Here is a 17,571-nt window from a genome sequence, read left to right as displayed (position 1 = left end):
ATGGTTACTTGGAATGCGTCGTTGGCGGCGCCATGCCTGCCTCTTATGATGCACTCTTTGCCTGTGTTTTGCCATGAATGCTGATACCGACAGATTGTCACGCTGGCTGCTGGGCAGCATGGAACTCGATACCGCCGTGCTGCACGTGGGCCAGTACTGCGGCCATTGGCGCGCCTCGACGGCAGGGCGGGAACTGGGCAGCTTTCACCTGGTGCTCGGCGGCCAGTGCTACCTGCATCTCGACGGTGCCGAACCGATCGCGCTCGGCCCCAGGGACGGCGTGTTCCTGCTGCGCGACCTGCCGCATTTCCTCAGCCCACACCGCGACCCGCTGCAGGCCGTTGCCGCGCAGCCGATGCTGCCGATGTGCGCGCCCGTTCCGGGCGAGGCCGCCGCGCTGGCCTGCGGCTTCTTTCAGTTCCGCACGCCGCTGTCGTCGCTGATCATCGACTCGTTTCCGCCCTACCTGCTGCTGCGCGGCGCGGCGCCCGCTTTCAGCGCCGCCGCCTCGCTGTTCGAACTGATTTTGCAGGAGCCGGGCGACGATCCGGAACAGCCGTCACCGCTGATTGCGCGCCTGGTCGAACTGCTGTTCTTCTACCTGATCCGCCATGTGGCGCAGGGCGAACAGATGGCGGCCGGCCTGCTGCCACTGCTGCACCGCCCCGAGTTTTCACCGCTGCTCGAACGCATGCTGGCCGCGCCCGGCGACGACTGGTCGATCGAAAACATGGCCAGCGCAGCGTGCATGTCGCGCGCCAGCTTTTGCAAGCATTTCGCCAGCGTCAGCGGCCATACGCCGGCGCAGTTCCTGCTGTTGCTGCGCATGAAACTGGCCGCGCGCCGCCTGCATGACGGCGCCTCGGTCGAGCGCGCCGCCGAAATGGTCGGCTACCGCTCGCACGCCGCCTTTACGCGCGCCTTCAAGCGCGTGACCGGCGAGCAGCCAGGCGCTTACCGACGCCTGCGCCAATTGCCGAACTGAGGTCAAGAAAACGCCAAACAAAGACGAACGAGCACAAAACACGGATGCAGGCGTATATTGCCAAAAATCTGGCGGCCATATAATCAAGTCACTGCCAACCATCACGCAAGGTGCCCGCCATGACTGAATCGACCTCCCGCCTGACTCTGCATACCCTGGAAACTGCGCCGGCCGAAAGCCGTCCCTTTGTTGAAAAAGCCATCGCCAACAATGGCTTTCTGCCCAACCTGATCGGCGTACTGGCCAATGCTCCGCTGGCGCTGGAAACCTACCTGACCGTATCAGGCATCAACGGGCGTGCCAGCCTCTCCCTGATGGAGCGCGAAGTGGTGCAGATCACCGCCGCGCGCATTCACGGCTGCGACTTCTGTATCGCCGGCCATAGCGCCATCTCGCTGAAAAAAGCCGGCCAGACGCCCGATATCGTGCGCGCGCTGCAGCATGGCCAGCCGACCGGCGACGCCAGACTGGACGCCGTGGCAGCGTTTGCCACGGCCGTGATTGCCACGCGCGGCGCCGTCGGCGACCAGGCTTACCAGGACTTTATCGCGGCCGGCTACAACGAGCAGCAGGCGCTGGAGGTGGTGCTTGGCATCAGCCTGGCCACGCTGTGCAATTTCACCAACAGCCTGGCCGGCACGCCGGTCAATCCGCAGCTGACGCCCTACCTGCCAGGCGCGGTCTGATATGGGCCAGCTCACTGACTGGCTGGCCGCACACGCCGAGCAGCTCGATGCTTCCAACGACCTGGCTGAAAGCGTGCTGCCGGTACTGGCCGGGGCGCAGGTGCTGGCCGCCGGCGTGCCACAAGAACATGGCGGCGCCGGCGGCGACGTGCGCGACGCGATTGCCGCCATCGCCAACGTAGCCGAACAATCGGTCACGGCCGCCTTTGTCTTCTGGGGCCAGCGCTGCTTTATCGAATTCATGCTGCAAAGCCCGAACCGCGCGCTGGCCGAGCGCCGCCTGCCGGGCCTGCTGGCCGGCACCCACGCCGGCGCCAGCGGCCTGTCGAACGCCATGAAATTCTTGTCCGGCATCGAGCAGCTGCAAATCAGTGGCGCGCGCCAGAGCGACGGCCTGCTGGTCGACGGCAGCCTGGCGTGGGTAACCAACCTGCGCAAAGGTGGCTTCGCGGCCGCCGCCGCCGTGGCCCCAACCGATGGCGCGCCGCCGGTGATCGTGGCCTTTGACAGCCATGCGCCTGGCGTGCAGCGCAACGACGATCTAGATCTGATCGCCCTGCGCGGCAGCAATACCGCATCGGTCAGGCTCACGCAAGTGGCCATCGCCAGCGCCGACATCATCAGCGACAACGCCCCCGTGTGGCTGCCGCAGGTGCGCCCGGCTTTCCTTGGCATGCAGTGCGGCCTGTCGATCGGCCTGGCGCGCGCCAGCCTGGCCAGGGCCGAGGCCATTTCGGTGGGCTCGCGCAACCAGCTCACGCCGCGCGTCGCCGCGCTGCAGACTGCGCTTGAACAGGCGGTCGATACGCTGCTGTCCGGCGTGCACGACGGGCGCTTCCAGAGCCAGGCGCCGGCCATGTTCCGCCTGCGCATACAGCTGGCCGAACTGGTGCAGCAGGCGCTGATGCTGGAACTGCAGGCGATGGGCGGTCGCGCTTACCTGAGCGCAGAACAGCAGGGCTTTGCGCGCCGCTGGCGCGAGTCGTCCTTTATTCCCATCGTCACGCCGAGCCTGACGCAGCTGCAATCGGCGCTGGCGCAGTTCGACGCGGCCAAGGCCGCAGCTGCAGCATGAGTGGCATGAATGGTAGCGACTGGGCGCTGCAGGCGCAGGACCTGAGCTTTGCCTACCCCGGCACGGCGCCGGTATTCGAACAGGTCTCGCTAGGCATACGCCAGCGTGAAATCGTCTGCCTGCTCGGCGGCAGCGGCTGCGGCAAGTCGAGCCTGCTGCGCGTGCTGGCCGGGTTGCAGGCGCCGTCCACCGGCAGCATTGACTTTCTCGGCGCGCCGATGCGCGAACCCGATCCGCGCAGCGCGCTGGTGTTCCAGCAGGCCAGTTTGCTGCCCTGGCTGAACGTGACCGGCAACACCGGCTTTGGCCTCGACTTCAAGCATCAGCCCAAGCTGACGCGCGAGGCGCACCAGGCGCGCGTGGCGCAGGCGATTGAAGCGGTGGGCCTCAAGGGCCGCGAAAAACTGTATCCGTCGGCGCTGTCAGGCGGCATGGCGCAGCGCGTGGCGCTGGCGCGTGCACTGGCGCGCGAGCCGGAGCTGCTGTTTGCCGACGAGCCGTTTTCGGCACTGGACGCCATCACGCGCTCGGAAATGCAGTCACTGCTGGTCGAAGTGGTACACCGCTGGCACACAGCGGTGCTGCTGGTCACACACGATATCGACGAGGCGATTCTGGTGGCCGACCGCATCTTGCTGATGGGTGGCAAACCCGGCAATATTGTGCGACAGTGGCAGGTCGATATCGCCCAGCCGCGCATCGGCCACAGCGACGACGTGATCGCCCTCAAGATGGACATCCTCGACGCCTTGCAGGCGTTGCAGCAGCAAGATCATGCGCCCGCCGGCGCAGCCCTTTAAACCATGAACGGGACCTTACGATGATAGACACCCCAAAAGACAAACCGCTGCATATCTGCGCTTCGTCGGACTGCGATTGCGGCCTGACCCGCCGCGACTTCCTGCGCCTGTCCGCGCTGGCCACGGCCAGCGTGGCCTCGCCGCTGCTGTTTGCCGGCGACGCGATGGCCCAGCAGGGACCTAAGGGCGACGACCAGCCGGTGAAAATCGGCTATCTGCCGATTACCGACGCCACCCCGCTGCTGGTGGCGCACGCGCGCAAGATGTTCGAAGCCGAAGGCCTGCAGGCGGAAACGCCGCGCATGTTCCGCAGCTGGGCGCAGATCGTCGAAGCCTTTGTGGCCGGCCAGGTCAACGTGATTCACTTGCTTTCACCAGCCACGCTGTGGGTGCGCTATGGCTCGAAATTCCCGGCCAAGGTGGTGGCCTGGAACCACGTCAACGGCTCGGCGCTGACGGTGGCCAACAACATCAACAAGGTGTCCGACCTGGGCGGCAGCACGTTTGCGATCCCGTTCTGGTATTCGATCCACAATATCCTGCTGCAGCAGATACTGACTGCCAATGGCCTGACGGCCGTCACCCGTCCGCGCAACGCACCGATCAAGGCCAATGAAGTCAACCTGATCGTGCTGGCGCCAGCCGAGATGGTGTCGGCGCTGGCCAGCAAGGCCATTGCAGGCTATATCGTGGCCGAGCCCTTCAATGCAGCGGCGGAAAACGCCGGCATCGGCAAGATCCTGCGCTTTTCGGGCGACGTGTGGAAAAACCATGCCTGCTGCGTGACGTTCCTGTCCGAGCGCGACATCACCACCCGCCCCGAATGGGCGCAGAAGGTCACCAACGCCATCGTCAAGGCGCAGCTGTGGACGCGTTCGAACCAGGTCGACACTGCCAAGCTGCTGGCCAATTCGGGCGAGCACCGCTACACGCCGCACCCGCTGCAGGTGCTGACCAAGGTACTGGCCACCACCGACTATGCCACCTACGAGAAAAAGGGCCTGATCGTGCACAAGGACTGGCAGCAGCGCCGCATCGACTTCCAGCCCTACCCGTTTGCCTCGTACACGGAAGAACTGGTGCGCGCCATCGGCCGCACCAAAGTGGAGGGCGACACCAGCTTCCTCACCAAGCTCAATCCGAAGTTCGCTGCGCGCGACCTGGTTGACGACCGCTTTATGCGCAAGGCCATCAACAGCGTTGGCGGCCCGTCCGTATTCGGCCTGCCGGCCAACCTGATGCGCACTGAAACCGTGGCGGTCTGATGGCGGACAAGATGTTGACCCGGGCGTGGACGCGTCTGGGCCTGCCCCTGGTCGGCCTGGCCGTGGCTGTCGGGCTATGGTCGCTAGGTGTCTCGGCGCTGGAAAAATCGACGCCGATCGGTGCTGCCTTTGCGCCGCTGCCCACTGTGCTGGCGCTGCGCGAGCTGGTGACAGGGTCTGATATCTGGCTGCACGTGCTGCTCAGCCTGCAGCGCGTCGGCGTCGGACTGGGGCTGGCCATCGTCATCGGCGTGCCGCTGGGCGTGCTGGTGGCCATGTCGAAAAGCTTTTCCGGCGCCGCCATGCCGCTGTTTCAGCTGCTGCGCATGGTCTCGCCGCTGTCGTGGATGCCGATAGCCGTGATGGTGCTGGGCGTGGGCAATGCACCCGTGTATTTCCTGCTGGCGTTTGCGGCCGTCTGGCCGATCATGCTCAATACCGCAGCCGGCGTGGCGCGGCTCGATCCGAACTGGCTGCTGCTGGCCAGGAGCCTGTCGGCCACGCGCAGCGAAATTGTGTTCAAGGTGATTTTGCCCGGCATTACCGCCGATATCCTGACCGGCGTGCGCCTGGCCATCGGCATAATCTGGATCGTGCTGGTACCGGCCGAGATGCTGGGCGTATCGGCTGGGCTGGGCTACTTTATCCTCGATACGCGCGACCGTCTCGCGTATTCGGAACTGATGGCCGCCATCGTGCTGATCGGCATACTGGGTTTTTTGCTCGACTACCTGGCCCGCGCCGCCCATGCACGCTGGCTGCATTTGAAACGCTGATTAAACACTGATCAAGCGGTAGCAACACCCAGCGAATTGGCCACGGCGGCATGCGCCGCCAGCGCCAGTTCGCGCCGGTGCGTACCGACCGTATCGATCGGCGCCAGGCATTCCAGGCGAGCAATCACCGGCCTGCCGCACAGGATGCGCACCATGCTTTGTGCAAAGGTCATCTCGCCAATGAAATCAATCGAGTCGTGCGGCCGGCCCTGCGCATCGACATAGGACACGGCAAACGGCTGCACCGGCGCCCCGGCGTCGATGGCCGCTTCAAACAGATTGGCGTGAAACGGCAGCAGCTGCCCCTGCGCGGCGGTGGTCCCTTCCGGGAACACGCCCACGCGTTCGCCATCCTTGAGTTTATCGACCAGCCCCTGGAAAATCTTGCGCAGGTCGCGCTTGCTGCCACGGGAAATAAAGATGGTGCCGGCGCGCGCCGCCAGCCAGCCCAGTATCGGCCATGAACGGATCTCGGCCTTGGCGACAAAGCGGCAGGGATGCACCGCATCGATCACGAAGATATCGAGCCAGGACACGTGATTGGCCACCACCAGGCAGTGGTCAAGCGCGCCGGCATGGCTGCCTGAGGCCTGCACGGTGACGTTACAGATGGCCAGCAGCTGACGCGACCAGGCGCGGATGCGCCGGTTGCGCCCCGCCACATCGAGCCAGGGAAACAGCACCAGGCTTTTGGTCATGCCGATGGCCAGGTGCAGGGCAACGCGCGCAAGGCGCCAGGTAAGCAGAAGTTTCAAATCACACCAAAGTTGAGAGCAAGGCCGCGTAGGCTGGCCTGGCCGGGCTGCCAGGCCCGGCGCAAGCCGGCAGGAATTGCCACAGGCTTGTCGGATTACGCGTGCCGCTAATCCGACCTACGGCTAACGACAAGCTGCAATCAGCGTTGAAACGCCACCTGTCCACCGACGATGGTGGCCCTGACAACGCCGGACAGTTCATAGCCCAGGAACGGCGTATGCTTGCCCTGGCTGGCCAGCGAAGACGGTGACACGGTCCAGCGCGCGGCCGGGTCGAATACGCAGATATCGGCTGCCTCGCCAACAGCCAGGCTACCGGCGGCGATGCCGGCCACGCGCGCGGCATCCGAGGTCACCTTGGCCACTGCGCGCGCCAGCGGGCGGGCGCCTTGCGGCGACTGCACCTGCGCGTAGTCGTCGGCCCATTTCAGCGCCAGCGACAGCAACAGTTCCAGGCCGGTGGCGCCTGGCGAGGCTTCGCCGAACGGCAGCAGCTTTTCATCGTCGTCGACCGGCGTATGGTCCGAACACATGGCGTCGACCGTGCCGTCGAGCAGTGCGGCGCGGATCGCGTCGCGGTCACGCTGGCTGCGAAACGGCGGCGTGACGCGCGCGTTCGGGTCGAAAAAGCCGATATCGGCGTCGGTCAGATGTGCATGGTGCACGCCCACATCGCAGGTAACGGGCAGGCCTTCGGCTTTGGCGGCGCGGATCAGTTCCAGGCCGGCGCCTGAGGAAATGCGGCACAGGTGGACCCTGGCGCCGGTGGCGCGCATCAGTTCGAAAATCGTGTGCAGCGCGATGGTTTCCGACATCACCGGCACACCCGACAGGCCCAGGCGCGACGCCAGCGGGCCGCTGTGGGCGATGCCGCCTCGGCCGATATGCGGGTCCTGCGGACGCAGCCAGACGGTGTAGCCAAAGGTGTTCGCATACTGCATGGCGCGCAGCAGCACGGTGGTGTCTTCGATTGGCTCCTCGGCCTGCGCAAAGCCGATGCAGCCCGCTTCGGTCAGTTCGGCCATCTCGGTCAGCGACTGGCCTTTCAGGCCCATCGTCAATGCGCCCAGCGGATGGACATGGGCCTTGTTCTGCGTCTTGGCACGGTATTTCAGCATCTCGACCAGGCCCGGTTCGTCCAGTACCGGGTCGGTGTCGGGCGGGCATACCAGGCTGGTCACGCCGCCTTGCAATGCTGCCTGCAGTTCCGACTCCAGCGTGGCCTTGTATTCGTAGCCTGGCTCGCGCAGGCGCGCCGACAGGTCGACCAGGCCGGGTGAAACCACCAGGCCGGCCGCGTCAAAGGTGGTGTCAGCCACGAAGCCGGCTGGTGCAGCGCCGATGGCTGCTACCTTGCCGTCAGCGATAAACAGGTCCTGCAGGGCGTCGATGCCGTTGGCCGGATCGATCAGATGGCCGTTCTTGATATGTAGTGTCGTCATGCTTGCTTCTCGTTCCCTGGCCATCAGCCCTGATTACCAGCCAAAATACTCATGACCGCCATGCGCACGGCGATCCCGAAAGTGACCTGCGGCAGAATCACTGCCTGCGGGCCGTCAGCCACCGCCGAGTCGATTTCGACGCCGCGGTTCATCGGCCCCGGATGCATGACGATGGCGTCCGGCTTGGCCAGGGCCAGGCGCTCGGGCGTCAGGCCGTAGCTCTTGAAATACTCCTGCGCCGACGGCAGCAGCGCGCCGCTCATGCGCTCGTTTTGCAGGCGCAGCATGATGATCACATCGACGCCCTTCAGGCCCTCTTCCATATTGGTAAAGGTGCGCACACCCATCTGATCGAGACCGCCCGGCAGCAGCGTGTGCGGGCCGATGGCGCGCACTTCCGGTACGCCCAGGGTGGTCAGGGCGTGGATGTCCGAGCGCGCCACGCGGCTGTGCAGGATATCGCCGACGATGGCCACCGTCAGGTTGGTGAAGTCCTTCTTGTAGTGACGGATGGTGTACATGTCGAGCAGGCCCTGGGTCGGGTGCGCGTGGCGGCCGTCGCCGGCGTTGACCACGTGGACATGCGGCTGTTTGGTGTCGATCAGGTGCTTGGCGATCAGGTATGGCGCGCCCGACTGCGCATGGCGCACCACGAACATGTCGGCATGCATGGCCGACAGGTTGTCGATGGTGTCGAGCAGCGATTCGCCCTTGCTGGCCGAAGAAGCCTGGATATTGAGGTTGATCACGTCAGCCGACAGGCGCTTGGCAGCGATCTCGAAGGTGGTGCGGGTGCGCGTGGAGTTTTCAAAGAACAGGTTGAAAACACTTTTGCCGCGCATCAGCGGCACTTTCTTGACGTCGCGGTCGGAAATGCCGACAAACGACGAGGCGGTGTCGAGGATATGGTTGACGATAGACTTCGGCAGGCCTTCGATGGTCAACAGGTGTTGCAGTTCGCCGTGTTTGTTCAGTTGCGGATTGAGCATGGTGGGTAGTTAAGCCAAGGTAAGCGTGAAGGTTCCGGTGTCGGCCTGCTTGAGGACCAGCGCCTGGCCCGGCGGCACGGTCGTGAAGGCGGCCACGAAATCGGCGGCCACCGGCAGCTGGCGTTCGCCGCGGTCAACCAGCGCGGCCAGCATGATCTTGGCCGGACGGCCATAGTCGAACAGTTCGTTGATCGCAGCGCGCGTGGTGCGGCCCGTGTAGAGCACATCGTCAACCAGCAGAATGGTGGCGCCGGCCACTTCGAAGTTGATCTGGGTCGGTTTGACGTCGGCGTGCAGGCCTTTCTGCGCAAAATCGTCGCGGTAGAAAGACACGTCAAGCACACCCAGGCGGTCGGCCAGGTCCAGGTCGCGCGCCAGGCGCTCGGCCAGCCAGGCGCCGCCCGAGTGGATGCCGACGATGGCGACATTGGCCACCCCGGCCAGGCCGGTTTTCACTTGCTGCAGCAGCACCGAGTACAGCGCCTCGGCGTCGAGTTGGGAAGGATTCAGAGTTGTGGGCATGGGTTCAGAAGTTCGCGTCAAAATACTGTTGCAAGATAATGGCGGCGGCCTTGTCATCGATCACGTCGCCGCGCTTGGCGGCAATCACGGCCGACGAATAGCGCTCGTCAACCAGCTCCACCGGCAGGTTGTAGCGCCCGTTGAGCTGATTGGCAAAGCGACGGCAGCGCGCACTCATTTCATGCTCGGTGCCGTCCGGATGGCTGGGCAAACCCACCACGATGCGGCTGGGACCCCATTCGGCAATCAGGGCGGCAATCGCGGCAAACTTCGGTTCATTGGCCGTGGCCGTAATCACGCTCAGGGGCTTGGCCTGGCAGATCATGGTATTGCCGATGGCCACGCCGATGCGTTTCAGGCCAAAATCAAAGGCCAGGATGGTATCGATGGCCTCGCCGCTCATGCGTGGCCGGCTTCGGAGGCCAGCATCAGCGGGTCGATACCGAGCAACTTGATGGCCGCCACATAGCGCTCGGCAATCGGCAGGTCGAACAGGATATCGGCCGACGCGCCGACGGTCAGCCAGCCGTTGCGGCCGATCTCGTCTTCCAGCTGGCCCGGGCTCCAGCCCGAATAACCGATGGAAACGAGCATGCGCTCGGGGCCATCGCCTTTGGCAACAGCTTCGAGCACATCGATCGAGGTGGTAAACGCCACATCCTCGGTCACCGTCAGCGACGACGAATAGCGCGCGCCGGGCGTATGGAGCACGAAGCCGCGGTCATCTTGCACCGGACCGCCGAACATGATCGGCTCATGCACGATGGGCGCGTCGCTGCCGGCGGCCAGTTTCAGGTCGATGCGTTCGAACAGCACCTCCATGGTCATGTCGGTGGGCTTGTTGATCACCACGCCGAGCACGCCGTTTTCATTGTGTTCGCACACGTACACCACGGTGCCGCCGAAAATCGGATCCTGCATCGCCGGCATGGCGATCAGAAAATGGTTGGCCAGGTTCAGCGTGGACATGCCAGTCGGCGCGCCCTGGCCGGCACTTTGCATCAATCGATGTCCCGGCAGCGTGTGGTCGATCTTGGTCTTTTTCATACGCAATATTCTCTCTGTGGGCTTCGCTGCACATACCGCTTGCCCCTGCTGTGTTTCTTTTTCAGTGTGCGGTGACGCCGCGCGCGGCGTTTGGGGGCAATCACTATAGAATTGATCGCCGCCTTGTTGTCGCACGCAAGTGGTGGACCACCACCGCCCAGTCAGGCGCTAGTTTACACTGAATTAACGTTGGGGCGACGCCGATGGCACGGCGCGAACGGCCATAATGCCCGCAGTATGGCGAAAAACCGCCATTTCTTGATCCTTGTATGACAAAAAATCATCAAACTCAGAAAAATCATTAAATAATGACAATCTCCACTTCCCTGGTCTGGTTCCGCCGCGACCTGCGCGCTTTTGACCATGCCGCCTTGCACCATGCACTGCGCCAGAGCCAATCCGTCCATTGCGTCTTCGTGTATGACAGCGCGATCCTGGACAGCCTGCCGCGGCGCGACCGCCGCGTGGACTTCATTCACGCCAGCATCGCCGAACTGGCGCGCGAACTGCGCCAGCTTGGCGGCGACCTGATCGTGCTGCACGACGATGCCGCCACCGCCATTCCACGCCTGGCGGCCGAACTCGGTGTCGACGCCGTGTTCGCCAATCACGACTATGAACCGCAGGCAATAGCCCGCGATGCGGCCGTGGCACAGGCGTTGACGGACGATGCACGGCTGTGGTTCAGCTTCAAGGACCAGGTGATCTTTGAAAAAAACGAGGTACTGACGCAGACCGGCAAGCCCTATACCGTCTATACGCCGTACAAGAACGCCTGGCTGAAGAAAATGCGCGCCGAACCGGCCTGCCTGGCGCCATACGATATCGAGCCGCATGCAGCGCACCTGGCGCCGCCGCGCAGTCCGGCCCCACCCTTGCCGACGCTGGCCGAGCTGGGTTTCGAGCCCAGCAACCTGGCCGAGCTGGCGATTCCGACCGGCATGTCGGGCGGCGCGCAGCTGTTCGAGCAGTTCCTGACGCGCGTGGAAAAATACGACGTGGCGCGCGACTTTCCGGCACTAAAGGGGCCATCCTACCTGTCGACGCATCTGCGCTTTGGCACCGTCTCGCTGCGCTACCTGGTGCGTACCCTGGTTGACCTGATGGAGCGCGGTGGCGGCGGCGACGGCGCGCCGGTGTGGCTGGCCGAACTGATCTGGCGCGATTTCTACGCCATGATCCTGTACCAGAACCCGCATGTGGAAGGCAGCGCCTTCAAGCCGGCCTATGATGCGATTGCCTGGGAAACCGGACCAGAGGCCGACGAATTGTTCGCCGCCTGGTGCGAAGGACGCACAGGGTATCCGCTGGTCGACGCGGCCATGGCGCAGCTGAACCAGACCGGCTATATGCACAACCGCCTGCGCATGGTCACCGCCTGTTTCCTGATCAAGGACCTGGGCATCGACTGGCGCCGCGGCGAAGCCTATTTTGCGCTGCACCTGAACGACTTCGACCTGGCCTCGAACAACGGCGGCTGGCAGTGGGCCTCTTCGTCCGGCTGCGATGCGCAACCGTACTTTCGCATCTTCAACCCGATTACACAGTCGGAAAAATTCGACGGCGCCGGACGCTTTATCCGCCGCTACCTGCCGCAGTTGAAGGCGCTGGGCGACAAGGACATCCACGCCCCCTGGCTGGTGCCGCGCATGCTGCTCGCGCAGCACAATATCGTGCTGGGCCGCGATTATCCGCTGCCGCTGGTGCAGCACGACGAAGCACGCAAGGAAACGCTCGAACGCTATGCGGTGGTCAAGGTGGTGGACGCCGGGCAGTGAGATGACGGTGTTAGCAAGCCGGCAGTGTTGTCGGATTACGCGGCGTACCGCCGCTAATCCGACCTACGCCACCCAAGGGCCGTAGGTCGGATTAGCTGGCCGAAGGCCAGCGTAATCCGCCACCACCACAACCCTAGCCATGGACCAGCAGCGCCACCTCGGCCAGCAGTTGCTCCTCTTGGAACGGCTTGCCGAAATAGGCGTTCACACCCAGTTCGAAGGCATGGTCGCGGTGCTTGTCGGCGCTGCGCGAGGTGACCATGATGACCGGCAGGCTGCGCGTGCGCTCGCTGGCGCGCAGGTTGCGCACCAGGTCGTAGCCGTCCATGCGCGGCATCTCGATATCGGCCACCAGCAACGCCGGCATGGCTGCCGCGTCCAGTTCATGCAGCTGCTCGAGCGCATCGACGCCGTCGCGCGCCAGCAGCACCTGGTAGCCTTCGCGCTCGAACAGGCGCTGCATCACGCGCCGTACCGTCAGCGAATCGTCGACCACCATGATGCAGGTGCGCGGCGCTGCCTGCGCATTGGCGGCGCTGCGCTTGCCTTCTGCCGCGATCGCATATTGCGCCAGCAATTCCGGATGATGCTGCAGGTGCTGCGCCAGCGCCACCGGATTTAAAATCAGCACGATATCGCCCGTGCCCAGCACAGTGGCGCCGGCAATGCCGGGCATGCGCGCCAGCTGCGGCCCCACATGCTTGACCACCACTTCACGATTGCCCAGCACTTCGTCAACCTGCAGCGCCAGCTTGTCATTGCCATTGCGCAGCAACAATACCGGCGCCTGGCGCGCCAGCGCCGGCGCAGTCACCGTTTCGCCCAGCATCGCCGACAGATGCTGCAGCGCCAGCATCTGGCCATGGGCTTCGATCTGGCCTGCCGCCTGGGCCTGCGCCAGCGCCTCGCCCTTCAGGTACAGCACCTGCTCGACCAGTACCGACGGCAGCGCGTAGGTCTGGCCATGCGCGGCCAAGAGCACCACCTGGGTAATGGCCAGCGTCAGCGGCAGATGCACGGTCAGGCGCATGCCGGTTCCGGCGTCGGACTGCGTGTCGATACGCCCGCCCAGCGCCAGCACTTCCGAGCGCACGATATCCATGCCCATGCCGCGTCCGGCCAGTTCGGTCAGGTTGTCGGCGGTGGAAAAACCGGGCGTAAATAGCATGTCGATGGCTTGCACCGGATCGAGTACAGCGTCCGGCGCCAGCAGTCCCTTGCTGCGCGCACGCGCCATCACGCGCTGCAGATCGATCCCGGCGCCGTCGTCCGAAAATACGATCGCCACTTCGTTACCCTGCTGGCTGATCTGCACCAGCAATTCGCCGGTTTCATCCTTGCCCGCCTGCGCGCGCGATTCGCGCGACTCGATGCCGTGCACGATGGCGTTGCGCAGCAGATGTTCGAACGGCGCAGCCATGCGTTCGAGCACGCTGCGGTCGATCTCCACATCGCCGCCGCGGATATCGAGATTGACGCGCTTGTCGAGCTCCTTGGCGCTCTGGCGCGCCACGCGGAACAGGCGTTCGGCGATGCTGGCAAAGGGCACCATGCGCATCTGCATCAGGTCGCGCTGCAAGTCGCGCGTCAGGCGTGCCTGCAGCACCAGGTCGTCGCCGATCGCGTCTACGCTGTGACTGAGGTTTTCATGGAAGGAGGCCACATCGTTGACGCTTTCAGCCATCATGCGGGTCAGCTCCTGCAACCGCGTAAAGCGGTCGAATTCAAGCGGATCGAATTCACGCTCGCTGCCGACGGCCATGCGCGAGGCGATCTGCGACTCGGCCTGCATTTCCACTTCCCGCAGCTGGCGCCGCAAGCGCGCCAGATTGTCGGAAAACTCGCCCAGCGAGCCGCCCAGCAGGCCCACTTCGTTGTCGATCTTCGAGCGTGCAATCGACACTTCGCCAGCCTGGTTGACCAGGCGATCAAGGATATCGGCGCGCACGCGCACCAGCGCCGCCTTCGGTTCGGGCGGCGGTGCATCGTCCATGCCCGGCAACGGCAGCAGCGGCTGCTGCAACTGTTCGAACAGATGCAGTGCATGGTCGTAATGCGCCAGCAGCTCTTCAAATGCCTGCGCGGTGGCGGTGCCGGCATGCAGCATGTTTTCAATATGCGTTTCAATCTCGTGCGCATGCTGGCCCAGGCGCATGGCGCCGGCCATGCGCGCGCTGCCCTTGACGGTATGCAGGGTGCGCAGCAGCATCTGCGCCTGGCCGCTGTCGTGCGGCTGCTGCTGCCAGTTGCGCAGCGCCTCGCCGATCTGCGGCAGCAGGTCGGCGCCCTCTTCCAGAAATACCGGCAGCAGGTCGAGATCGAGTTCGTCGCTGATGCCGGCGCTGGCCGCCAGCAGCGCTGCGGCGTCAGCCGGGGTGGAAAACGCTTCGGCCGGCAGCGGTGCAGCCGTGGCTTCGGTTGTCGATGCGGTTGTCGGTTCGGTCGCGGATTCGGCAGGCGTTTGCGGCACGGCGTCAAAGACCGAATCGAACAGGTCGTCGACTGCGCTGGTATCGGGTGCTGGCGGCAGCTTGATGCGCGGTGCAGCTGGCGAGGCTGGCGGCTCGGCGTCCGGGTTGCCCGCCGCCGGCGTGCCGGCCAGGATGCTGGCGTAGGTGGCGGCAAACAGTGCGTCGAGCGGGGTGGACGGCTGCGTAGCATCGTGCATGATGCTGTCGTAGGTGGCGCTGAAGAGGGTGTCCAGTGGCGACTCTTCAGTCGACCCTACGGCAACGGCTGGGGTCTGACCCACAGGATCTGCCCCCGGGGCTGGCACCGGCGCTGCCGCTGGCGCAGTCAATTCACGCCACAAGGCATTAAGTTCGGCAATCAGTTGTGGCTGCGCCGCAGCCAGCTCGCCCTGGGCAAACGCCTGCAGCATCTGCGCGATGACGGCAGTGGCTTTTTCAAGGATGTCGTGCTGCGCTTCGCTCAGGCCTGCCAGTGGTGGCACCACCGTTTCAATGGCAATTTCCAGTGCATGGGCCACATCGCGCAAGGCCAGAAAACCCACGGTGCCGGAGGAGCCGGCCAGCGTATGGACGGCCTGCAGCGCTTCGGCGCTGACGGCGCGCGGCTCGTGGCGCCACTCGCCGAAGTCGCGCGTCAGCACGCGCAGCAGTTCGTCGGTTTCGGCCAGGTAAATGCCATACAGAGGCAAGCTGATGCGCAAATCGCCCACATGCTTGAGATGGTCGTCCGGCGTCTCGTGCGCCACCGGCGCGGTGGCAGCCGGGAAACCGATCACATTGCCCTGCGCGGCGGGGCGCGGCTTGCGCAATTCAAAGGCGCCGCCGGCGCGTACCCGCTCGGCCGCGTCCAGCAGCATGCCCGCTTCGCGCTCGAGCGCGCCGCCGCCTTCAAGTTCGGCCACCCATTCGCTGAGCTGGTACCAGCCGTACTTGAGCAGAGTGAACAGGTCGTCGCTGGCCGGACGCGCTTCGGCCAGCCAGGTATTCATCACCTGCTCGATGGCGCCGGCCGCTTCGGCAAACTGCGTCAGGCCGATCATGCGGCTGCTTCCCTTGAGCGTATGGAAAGCGCGGCGCAGCAGCGCCAGCTGGTCGTGGGCGCCAGCCTGCTGGCGCTGCTGCGCCAGCAGGTTGTCGATATGCGCGAGCACATCACGTGCCTCGGCCAGGAAAATATCGAGCATGTCGGCGTCGAAGCTGCCTGGCAGCGCCGGTTCGGCCAGCAGCGACGCCGCCGGCGTCAAGGGCTGGTCCAGCAGCGGTACGGCGCCGGCGGCCGCCACTTTTTCAAACGGCAGCGCGCGAAAAGCGCCGCTGGCCGGATCGAAATGAAAACGCGCCCTGGCGGCTTGGGCGTTGCGCCCCAGCATATCGGCAAAAAAGCCCAGCGCACTGACGTTCTGCGCAATCGCATCGAAAGCGTCCAGTTGCTGCTCGACCGGCAGCGGCGGCGCGCTGGCAGCTAACGCCTGCACGGTCGCTTCGACCTGCGCCACGCCATCGCTGGCAGCATTCTGCTGCCACTGCGCCAGTGCGGCCTGCAGCGCCTGCAGTACTGGCGGCAGATCGTCCAGGCCGGCATGGCGCGAGATATCGGCGTGATAGGCATTGAGCTCCTGCTCGATCTGGCGCAGGCCCGCCTTCATCTGCGCCGCCAGCGCGGCAACGCTCTGCTCCTGCTCGATCTGGCGCGACAGTTCTCCCTGCGCCGGCGAAGGCGCGGTGCCGGCTTGTTGTGCCTGCAGGCGCGCAGCGATGGCACGCGCATTGTCGTCAAAGTCCGGCGGCAGGCGGCGCAGTTGCGCCAGGCCGGTTTCGGCAAACAGCAGCGCGCTATCGGTTTCCGCCGCAAGCGGCGCCTGCGCTGCCTGTTGCAACAGATCGGCCAGCGCCGGCAGTTGCAGACGCTCGGCGCAGGCGGCCGCCTCGAGTGCGGCGGCGCTGAATTTTTCCATCGCCTGCTGCTGCCGGCTGTCGCGCGCCAGCGCCAGCGCCGTGCGCGCGCCCTGCAAGGCGTCCTGGTCCACCAGGCCATAACGGCGCGTCGCCACATCGAGCGGCGCCGCGGCGCCCAGGCCAAACGCCGCGCGTACCTGCTGCGCATCGGACGTGACAGCATCGCTGGCGGCAATCAGGAACAGTGCGTCGCGCAGCATGGCTTCCGGCAAACTGGCCTCGCCCTGCGCCAGACGGCGCAGTTGCAGGTTGATCAGGCCGAACAGCTGCTTGAACTGCAGGCTCTTGTCATCAGGGGCCGTCGTGTCGCCGGCCGCAGCCAGTCCGGCCACCGCCTGCATCACGAACCAGAAACTGCGCGCCGGCGCCTGTTGCTGCGCATCGGCCACCAGCGCCAGTGCCGCCTGCAGGGCCTGCGCATGTTCGCGCCGGACTTCGTCCTGCTGCGCCCTCAGGAACGGTAGCAGCGACTTTTCAAAGCGCGCGCGCCAGGCCGGATAGTCGGCTTCAATGACAGGGTCGGCCAGCGCGATCGGCGCGCCGTCCAGGCTGGCCGCCGAGGTAAAAAACAGCTCGGCCGGATGGATGCGATCGACGCCCAGCATCGCCTGCAGCGCGCGATAGTAGGGAAACAGCAGCGTCGGTTGCGGCGCCATGCCCGCCACCAGGTCTTCCAGGTATTCGACGATGGCCTGGTACAGCTGCGCCACCACCTGCGCATGGTCGAGCGTGCATTCCAGGCTGCCGTCGCGAAAACGCGCCAGCGCCTGCTCGGCGGCGCCCGTCAGCAGGCTGACGCCGGCCACGTCGACCATCACCAGCGCGCCGTGCGCCTGATGCAGGTGCGAACGCGCATGCTGCAATGCGGTGGCGCGCTCTTCGCGCTCGCGTCCACCGGCCTCGAACAGCGCCGTCTTCGAGCGGCCCAGCGCCTCGCGGATTTCCACCATGACCCACGACAGCGGCTCGCTGTCGAACGGTCCCGCTTGCTGCGCATAGTGGCTGGTGTCAGGTGGTCTCATGC

14 protein-coding genes are annotated in these 17,571 nt (G+C 65.0%); 7 read left to right on the top strand and 7 right to left on the bottom strand.

Annotation, left to right across the window (positions count from 1 at the left end; translation table 11 throughout):
* The first annotated feature begins 73 nt into the window (after positions 1-73).
* From GCM43_RS07940 to GCM43_RS07915, 6 genes are all read left to right on the top strand, one after another.
* The gene (locus GCM43_RS07940; RefSeq protein ID WP_152243010.1) at positions 74-985 is read left to right on the top strand and encodes an AraC family transcriptional regulator; all 912 of its coding nucleotides are present in this window, start codon (positions 74-76) and stop codon (positions 983-985) included.
* A gap of 119 nt (positions 986-1,104) precedes the next feature.
* Positions 1,105-1,671 carry a carboxymuconolactone decarboxylase family protein gene (locus tag GCM43_RS07935; RefSeq protein WP_152243009.1) on the top strand — a complete coding sequence of 189 codons (567 nt, stop codon included), beginning with the start codon at positions 1,105-1,107 and terminating at the stop codon, positions 1,669-1,671.
* A 1-nt stretch (position 1,672) separates the two neighbouring features.
* A complete protein-coding gene (locus tag GCM43_RS07930; protein WP_152243008.1) occupies positions 1,673-2,746 on the top strand; it encodes an acyl-CoA dehydrogenase family protein in 1,074 nt (357 codons plus the stop codon).
* A complete protein-coding gene (locus tag GCM43_RS07925; protein ID WP_413770936.1) occupies positions 2,743-3,546 on the top strand; it encodes an ABC transporter ATP-binding protein in 804 nt (267 codons plus the stop codon). The genes GCM43_RS07930 and GCM43_RS07925 overlap by 4 nt, the downstream gene beginning before the upstream one ends.
* Before the next feature lie 20 nt (positions 3,547-3,566).
* Positions 3,567-4,811 (top strand): ABC transporter substrate-binding protein, encoded by a 1,245-nt coding sequence (locus GCM43_RS07920; RefSeq protein WP_152243007.1) that lies wholly within the window; start codon positions 3,567-3,569, stop codon positions 4,809-4,811.
* Between the two features lie 11 nt (positions 4,812-4,822).
* Positions 4,823-5,587 (top strand): ABC transporter permease, encoded by a 765-nt coding sequence (locus GCM43_RS07915; protein ID WP_152243006.1) that lies wholly within the window; start codon positions 4,823-4,825, stop codon positions 5,585-5,587.
* Between the two features lie 11 nt (positions 5,588-5,598).
* On the opposite strand, the gene GCM43_RS07910 is transcribed toward GCM43_RS07915, so the two are convergent.
* From GCM43_RS07910 to GCM43_RS07885, 6 genes are all read right to left on the bottom strand, one after another.
* On the bottom strand, positions 5,599-6,342 hold the full coding sequence (locus GCM43_RS07910) for a lysophospholipid acyltransferase family protein (RefSeq protein ID WP_152243005.1): 744 nt from the start codon (positions 6,340-6,342) through the stop codon (positions 5,599-5,601).
* 140 nt (positions 6,343-6,482) lie between these two features.
* Positions 6,483-7,784, bottom strand: a complete 1,302-nt coding sequence (locus GCM43_RS07905; RefSeq protein WP_152243004.1) for a dihydroorotase — start codon at positions 7,782-7,784, stop codon at positions 6,483-6,485.
* A 23-nt stretch (positions 7,785-7,807) separates the two neighbouring features.
* Positions 7,808-8,773 carry an aspartate carbamoyltransferase catalytic subunit gene (locus GCM43_RS07900; RefSeq protein WP_152243003.1) on the bottom strand — a complete coding sequence of 322 codons (966 nt, stop codon included), beginning with the start codon at positions 8,771-8,773 and terminating at the stop codon, positions 7,808-7,810.
* A 9-nt stretch (positions 8,774-8,782) separates the two neighbouring features.
* Complete coding sequence (gene pyrR, locus GCM43_RS07895) at positions 8,783-9,295, bottom strand: bifunctional pyr operon transcriptional regulator/uracil phosphoribosyltransferase PyrR (RefSeq protein ID WP_152243002.1); 513 nt, start codon at positions 9,293-9,295, stop codon at positions 8,783-8,785.
* Between the two features lie 4 nt (positions 9,296-9,299).
* The gene (ruvX, locus tag GCM43_RS07890) at positions 9,300-9,698 is read right to left on the bottom strand and encodes a Holliday junction resolvase RuvX (RefSeq protein WP_226929390.1); all 399 of its coding nucleotides are present in this window, start codon (positions 9,696-9,698) and stop codon (positions 9,300-9,302) included.
* The gene (locus GCM43_RS07885) at positions 9,695-10,342 is read right to left on the bottom strand and encodes a YqgE/AlgH family protein (protein ID WP_226929389.1); all 648 of its coding nucleotides are present in this window, start codon (positions 10,340-10,342) and stop codon (positions 9,695-9,697) included. Before GCM43_RS07885 ends, ruvX begins: the two co-directional genes overlap by 4 nt.
* Before the next feature lie 308 nt (positions 10,343-10,650).
* On the opposite strand from GCM43_RS07885, the gene GCM43_RS07880 reads away from it, so the two are divergent.
* The gene (locus tag GCM43_RS07880) at positions 10,651-12,120 is read left to right on the top strand and encodes a cryptochrome/photolyase family protein (RefSeq protein ID WP_152243001.1); all 1,470 of its coding nucleotides are present in this window, start codon (positions 10,651-10,653) and stop codon (positions 12,118-12,120) included.
* A gap of 133 nt (positions 12,121-12,253) precedes the next feature.
* On the opposite strand, the gene GCM43_RS07875 is transcribed toward GCM43_RS07880, so the two are convergent.
* On the bottom strand, positions 12,254-17,569 hold the full coding sequence (locus GCM43_RS07875) for a hybrid sensor histidine kinase/response regulator (RefSeq protein WP_226929388.1): 5,316 nt from the start codon (positions 17,567-17,569) through the stop codon (positions 12,254-12,256).
* Positions 17,570-17,571: the final 2 nt, after the last annotated feature.

This window comes from Janthinobacterium aquaticum, assembly GCF_009208565.1.
Taxonomy (GTDB): domain Bacteria; phylum Pseudomonadota; class Gammaproteobacteria; order Burkholderiales; family Burkholderiaceae_D; genus Janthinobacterium.
This window is presented reverse-complemented; position numbering and strand designations above follow the sequence as displayed.

What these genes read in the sequence shown, in the direction of transcription:
- GCM43_RS07940 (WP_152243010.1), top strand. Translation starts at nt 74, where the DNA reads ATGAATGCTGATACCGACAGATTGTCACGCTGGCTGCTGGGCAGCATG.
- GCM43_RS07935 (WP_152243009.1), top strand. Translation starts at nt 1,105, where the DNA reads ATGACTGAATCGACCTCCCGCCTGACTCTGCATACCCTGGAAACTGCG.
- GCM43_RS07930 (WP_152243008.1), top strand. Translation starts at nt 1,673, where the DNA reads ATGGGCCAGCTCACTGACTGGCTGGCCGCACACGCCGAGCAGCTCGAT.
- GCM43_RS07925 (WP_413770936.1), top strand. Translation starts at nt 2,743, where the DNA reads ATGAGTGGCATGAATGGTAGCGACTGGGCGCTGCAGGCGCAGGACCTG.
- GCM43_RS07920 (WP_152243007.1), top strand. Translation starts at nt 3,567, where the DNA reads ATGATAGACACCCCAAAAGACAAACCGCTGCATATCTGCGCTTCGTCG.
- GCM43_RS07915 (WP_152243006.1), top strand. Translation starts at nt 4,823, where the DNA reads ATGTTGACCCGGGCGTGGACGCGTCTGGGCCTGCCCCTGGTCGGCCTG.
- GCM43_RS07905 (WP_152243004.1), bottom strand. Translation starts at nt 7,784, where the DNA reads ATGACGACACTACATATCAAGAACGGCCATCTGATCGATCCGGCCAAC.
- GCM43_RS07900 (WP_152243003.1), bottom strand. Translation starts at nt 8,773, where the DNA reads ATGCTCAATCCGCAACTGAACAAACACGGCGAACTGCAACACCTGTTG.
- pyrR (WP_152243002.1), bottom strand. Translation starts at nt 9,295, where the DNA reads ATGCCCACAACTCTGAATCCTTCCCAACTCGACGCCGAGGCGCTGTAC.
- ruvX (WP_226929390.1), bottom strand. Translation starts at nt 9,698, where the DNA reads ATGAGCGGCGAGGCCATCGATACCATCCTGGCCTTTGATTTTGGCCTG.
- GCM43_RS07885 (WP_226929389.1), bottom strand. Translation starts at nt 10,342, where the DNA reads ATGAAAAAGACCAAGATCGACCACACGCTGCCGGGACATCGATTGATG.
- GCM43_RS07880 (WP_152243001.1), top strand. Translation starts at nt 10,651, where the DNA reads ATGACAATCTCCACTTCCCTGGTCTGGTTCCGCCGCGACCTGCGCGCT.
- GCM43_RS07875 (WP_226929388.1), bottom strand. Translation starts at nt 17,569, where the DNA reads ATGAGACCACCTGACACCAGCCACTATGCGCAGCAAGCGGGACCGTTC.